The organism is Christiangramia qingdaonensis, from assembly GCF_048381525.1.
GTDB lineage: Bacteria > Bacteroidota > Bacteroidia > Flavobacteriales > Flavobacteriaceae > Christiangramia.
Genome location: NZ_JBLWIM010000012.1, coordinates 159,574 through 163,801 on the forward strand (window position 1 = coordinate 159,574; position 4,228 = coordinate 163,801).

A 4,228-nucleotide genomic window follows, 5' to 3' on the forward strand; every position below is an offset into this window, starting at 1 on the left:
ATTTGAAGGATATCTTTTTCGCTAAAATTCACTGGTTATGAGTTTTTAATAGTTGGTCAATTTTTTTAACTGCGGAATTTAATCGGGTTTGCCGATCACCTTTCAGAATCATATAAGGTTTTTGATATTCATCGAGCGTTTGCTGAAATCTCTGAAACATTCCCTCACGGTCGTGAGGTTTATCCCTTAGATCATCTGGCGTCCACGGAACATCAATATACGTTAAAAAATAGAGAGCGTATTCGTTGTTTAACGCATGTTTAAGAAGTTGTGGGTTGACGAAATTATCATAGTAAGCTTCAGAATAGACCTTTATCTCCAGCAGATCGGTATCACATATTAAAAGCCTGTCTGCCTGTCTGGACTTCTCATTTTCCAATTGCATCTGTCCTCTTGCGATAGGTAAGATATCCTGAGGCTCGCAAATTCTTTGTTCGAGATCCCATACTTTCTGAAGGTATTTCCGCATAAATTCTGGCACCAGGGGTTCAGAATAGTATTTGGAAAGATCTTCTGACAGCGTTGTTTTCCCGGTAGATTCAGGGCCGAACAAGACTATTTTCAGGCAGGACGAAGGTCGTTGCGCAAGTTTTTCTTCCATGCTAGATAACCGTAAACGGCAATTATGGTAAATAAAAGATATTGTAAGCTGGTTAAAGTTAGGCCTTTATAAAAATATAGCGGCACAGAAATTATATCACCAATGATCCAGTAGATCCAGTTTTCAATCTTCTTTCTCGCCATAAGCCACATTCCCACAAAGAATATCGCGGTAGTGACCGTATCTACATAAGCGGTCCAGTTATTCCATTTATCGAACCATTCATAAATACCAAATACAAAGAGCAGTGTTCCTGTGAAAATTACTACCGAAAGTATTTTTTCTTTTCTCGTGGTAGAAGTAATTGGTGTAAAGTGATCATCGTCTACTTTCCTGGTCCAAACATACCAGCCATAAATACTCATAGAAAAGTAATAGGCATTGATCATCATATCCCCAAGCAATTCCCATTGCCACAGCAAGTACACAAAGATCATCGTGCTTATAATACCAGTTGGATAAACGAGGATATTATTTTGCTTGGAATACCAGACGGAAAGAAAACCAAAGATCACAGCGATGATCTCCAGAATTATAAAAAGCGTAGGATATTCTGAATACTGACTAAACAGGTAATCAAAAATCGGCTGCATAGTCGGAGCGATCAGATTTTACAATTTTCACGTACATAAGTCCGCGGTCTATCGCTTCAAAGGCATTTTTGATCTCTTTATTGAGCAGACCCATCACCTCATCATAATCACCATATACCTGAGTACTTAGAGGGTTTTCTTTAACGGTGAGTCCGGAGTCACGCATTTTTTTGATAAAATTGATGATCGCTGGTTCGTAATCATCCTGAATTGGGGTTAGGGTAAGTTCTACTGAAATGTTCATAATAGCGGTTTGTATTTCAAAGTTAGCTATTATCAAAAGCTTTGAAGGAAGCCTTAAACTTTTTTTCTAATATTCATGGAAATTAAAGAGTTTGACTATTATTTAACCCAGTATTTTAACTGGAATGAGACCCCTAAAATGAACAAACAACTACAAATCAAAAACTGGATAATATACGCTATATCATCAAAATTAATTTCCAGAAATGTGGAAATCAATCCTACTGCTCCCAGAATTGTATATAGAATAGATCTTGGGAAGGTCATTTTTTTCATAGACTTAATTTAGATTCAATTTTGATGATAAAATTTCTGTCACATCTTGTTGCACGTAGCATGTTGAAGAGCCTACTTCAGAAGTAATAAAAATTTCTAAAATAGCCCTATACTTATCTGTATTCTCCAATATAGCATTTATTTCTAAGCAACGGTCATCTCTTTGTTGTACTGGGCATGTCTAAGGGCAGCCTTCAAGTGAAATTGATAAATTAAATGAGACAGCATTTCAGAAGTATCATTAGATATTTTCGGAAAAACAATCTTTAAAAGCATTACCAATACAACAGAACAAATTTAAATATCAGAAAATGTATAACAAGTTGCTGCACTGAGCCTGTCGAAGTGCGGCTTTCATTAACAGCTTTAATTTGAAATAAGACAATCTTAGATAAGATAGAACCTGAAATAAGCTGTTGCACTGAGCCTATCGAAGGCGCTTCAGAAGAAATCAAAAATTAAAATATCATCAGATTATTCACAATCCTCCAGCATAATAATCATATTCAACAAACGGCGTATTTCGTTGCTGCACTGAGCCTGTCGAAGTGTGGCCTTCAGAAGAAATGATACATTTAAGTAACATCAAATTATTCACAATCCTCCAGCATAATAATCAGATTCAATAAACGTCGCATTTCGTTGCTGCACTGAGCCTGTCGAAGTGCGGTCTTTAGAAGATATGACTAATTACCGGTACAATAATACGAACTTAGACAGCAGAAAATCTGAAACAAGTTGCTGCACTGAGCCTGTCGAAGTGTGGCCTTCAGAAGAAATGATACATTTAAATAACAGACTTTCCGGAGTATTATCAACTTGTATTAAAAGATACTATTTTTCAAAAGCAGTTCCCATGACCACCATTGTTGCACCAGATTTATAAGCATTGTGCATTTGCTGCTGCGTACGAATGCCTCCACCAACAATTACGGGGATTTCGAGAGTTGAAGACACAGCCTTGATTATTTCCGAAGAAACCGGGTATTCTGCGCCACTTCCAGTTTCGAGATAAATCAATTGTTTTCCCGAATATTGTCCTGCCAGTGCGGTATTCACGACAAGCTTCACCTCCTTCTGATTGATAGGAACGGTTTTGCTTACCTTTTGAACTGAAGTTTCCCTGCCACCATCAATAAGAATATAACCAGTAGGGATCACTTCAAGATCTGAACTTTTGATCTTCTCCACAGAGCGAACCTGTTGCTCAATTAAAAATTCAGGATTTCTACCCGAGATTAGGCTTAGAAAAAGTAACGCATCTGCTTCCGAAGAGATTTGAGAAGAATCACCAGGAAAAAGTATCACCGGTAGCCTGTTCACCCGCTTGATCGCTGAGATCACGGCACAGGTTCTTCCATGTTCCACCGTACTGCCTCCAACTAAAATATGGGTTGTTTCACTAGGTAGATTTTGAAAGAAATTATCAACCTGTTTCTCATCAAATTTATCGGGATCTATCAGGATCGCAAGTAACTTTCTATTCTCTACAAAAGCTTGCTGTATATCCTGCAAATAGCTAAGTACTTCGGGCATTACTTGATTTTTCCAGTAGAAGAAAGGGCATATACACAGGTGAAATTCTCAAATTCCAGAAAATCGATATCATACCAGGAATCCAGTTCATGATATCTTACATGAGCTGTTGTTTTCGAATCGTCAAAATCAAAGTCGGTCACATTGATATGCTGTAGAAAACCAACTCCAGGGCGAGCGATCAATTTATAAACAGATTCCTTGGCACCCCATACTATAGTAAGCTTTCTTATCAAAGCCTCTTCATTCGCCAACGTATGATATTCGTTAAGCGGAGTGAATTTATTAGCGATCTTCAGAATCTTTTCCCGTTGCTTTTCAATATCGATCCCCACATCGCGATTACTAATTATGATCGCGGTAAAATTGAACGAATGAGTGATGGAGATATACCTGTCGTCACGAAGATGCGGTTTCCCCAGATCGTCATAATAAAGATCATGATCTGTATACCCTGCTTCGGCCATTAAATGTCTAATGCTCATGAATCCACGACGGTGAATTTCAGATTTCATAGCGTCTACTCTTTTTTGACAATGTGCAGTAAGATTGATCCCATTCGCCAGCCAATCAAAAGACTCTTCCACCTTCCAAATGAAGACTTTAGTACGTTCATCAACTGTTATTGTTTTATAAAGAGGCATATATTTTCTAAGCTTTTCCCTATTTTTGCGACATTAAAATTGCTAATATTCAAATATAATAATATGTCAACTAAAACAGTACCGTATACCGCTTATAAAGTCCAAGATATTGAGCTTGCCGAATATGGCCGTCTTGAAATTGAACTTGCTGAAGCTGAAATGCCGGGACTTATGGCATTGCGTAAAGAGTTTGGGGAATCCAAGCCTTTAAAAGGTGCCAGAATTGCGGGTTGTTTACATATGACGATCCAGACTGCAGTTCTTATCGAAACTTTGGTAGAACTTGGAGCAGATGTTACCTGGAGCTCATGTAATATATTTTCTACGCAGGATCA

Annotated in this window: 7 protein-coding genes; 1 reads left to right on the forward strand and 6 read right to left on the reverse strand. The window is 37.8% G+C overall.

What is annotated here, in order from left to right; genetic code table 11:
* Positions 1–28: 28 nt before the first annotated feature.
* The 6 genes from ACNI3T_RS05585 to ACNI3T_RS05610 all read right to left on the reverse strand — a co-directional run bounded on the left by ACNI3T_RS05585 (position 29) and on the right by ACNI3T_RS05610 (position 3,893).
* Entirely contained in the window at positions 29–601 is a 573-nt protein-coding gene (locus ACNI3T_RS05585; RefSeq protein ID WP_418226986.1) for an AAA family ATPase, read from the reverse strand.
* Positions 562–1,194: a nicotinamide riboside transporter PnuC gene (gene pnuC, locus ACNI3T_RS05590; protein WP_418226987.1), complete on the reverse strand. Its 633-nt coding sequence runs from the start codon at positions 1,192–1,194 to the stop codon at positions 562–564. Before pnuC ends, ACNI3T_RS05585 begins: the two co-directional genes overlap by 40 nt.
* Complete coding sequence (locus tag ACNI3T_RS05595) at positions 1,178–1,438, reverse strand: YkoF family thiamine/hydroxymethylpyrimidine-binding protein (RefSeq protein WP_418226988.1); 261 nt, start codon at positions 1,436–1,438, stop codon at positions 1,178–1,180. Before ACNI3T_RS05595 ends, pnuC begins: the two co-directional genes overlap by 17 nt.
* Positions 1,439–1,536: 98 nt before the next feature.
* Positions 1,537–1,713 (reverse strand): hypothetical protein, encoded by a 177-nt coding sequence (locus ACNI3T_RS05600; RefSeq protein WP_418226989.1) that lies wholly within the window; start codon positions 1,711–1,713, stop codon positions 1,537–1,539.
* Positions 1,714–2,547: 834 nt separating this feature from the next.
* Positions 2,548–3,249 (reverse strand): phosphoglycerol geranylgeranyltransferase, encoded by a 702-nt coding sequence (locus ACNI3T_RS05605; RefSeq protein ID WP_418226990.1) that lies wholly within the window; start codon positions 3,247–3,249, stop codon positions 2,548–2,550.
* Positions 3,249–3,893, reverse strand: a complete 645-nt coding sequence (locus ACNI3T_RS05610; RefSeq protein ID WP_418226991.1) for a 4'-phosphopantetheinyl transferase family protein — start codon at positions 3,891–3,893, stop codon at positions 3,249–3,251. The genes ACNI3T_RS05605 and ACNI3T_RS05610 overlap by 1 nt, the downstream gene beginning before the upstream one ends.
* 63 nt (positions 3,894–3,956) lie before the next feature.
* Here ACNI3T_RS05610 and ACNI3T_RS05615 point away from each other — a divergent pair.
* Positions 3,957–4,228, forward strand: a 272-nt coding sequence (locus ACNI3T_RS05615) for an adenosylhomocysteinase (RefSeq protein ID WP_418226992.1), incomplete at its 3' end; no start/stop codon positions are given.

What these genes read in the sequence shown, in the direction of transcription:
- ACNI3T_RS05595 (WP_418226988.1), bottom strand. Translation starts at nt 1,438, where the DNA reads ATGAACATTTCAGTAGAACTTACCCTAACCCCAATTCAGGATGATTAC.
- ACNI3T_RS05600 (WP_418226989.1), bottom strand. Translation starts at nt 1,713, where the DNA reads ATGAAAAAAATGACCTTCCCAAGATCTATTCTATATACAATTCTGGGA.
- ACNI3T_RS05585 (WP_418226986.1), bottom strand. Translation starts at nt 601, where the DNA reads ATGGAAGAAAAACTTGCGCAACGACCTTCGTCCTGCCTGAAAATAGTC.
- ACNI3T_RS05610 (WP_418226991.1), bottom strand. Translation starts at nt 3,893, where the DNA reads ATGCCTCTTTATAAAACAATAACAGTTGATGAACGTACTAAAGTCTTC.
- pnuC (WP_418226987.1), bottom strand. Translation starts at nt 1,194, where the DNA reads ATGCAGCCGATTTTTGATTACCTGTTTAGTCAGTATTCAGAATATCCT.
- ACNI3T_RS05605 (WP_418226990.1), bottom strand. Translation starts at nt 3,249, where the DNA reads ATGCCCGAAGTACTTAGCTATTTGCAGGATATACAGCAAGCTTTTGTA.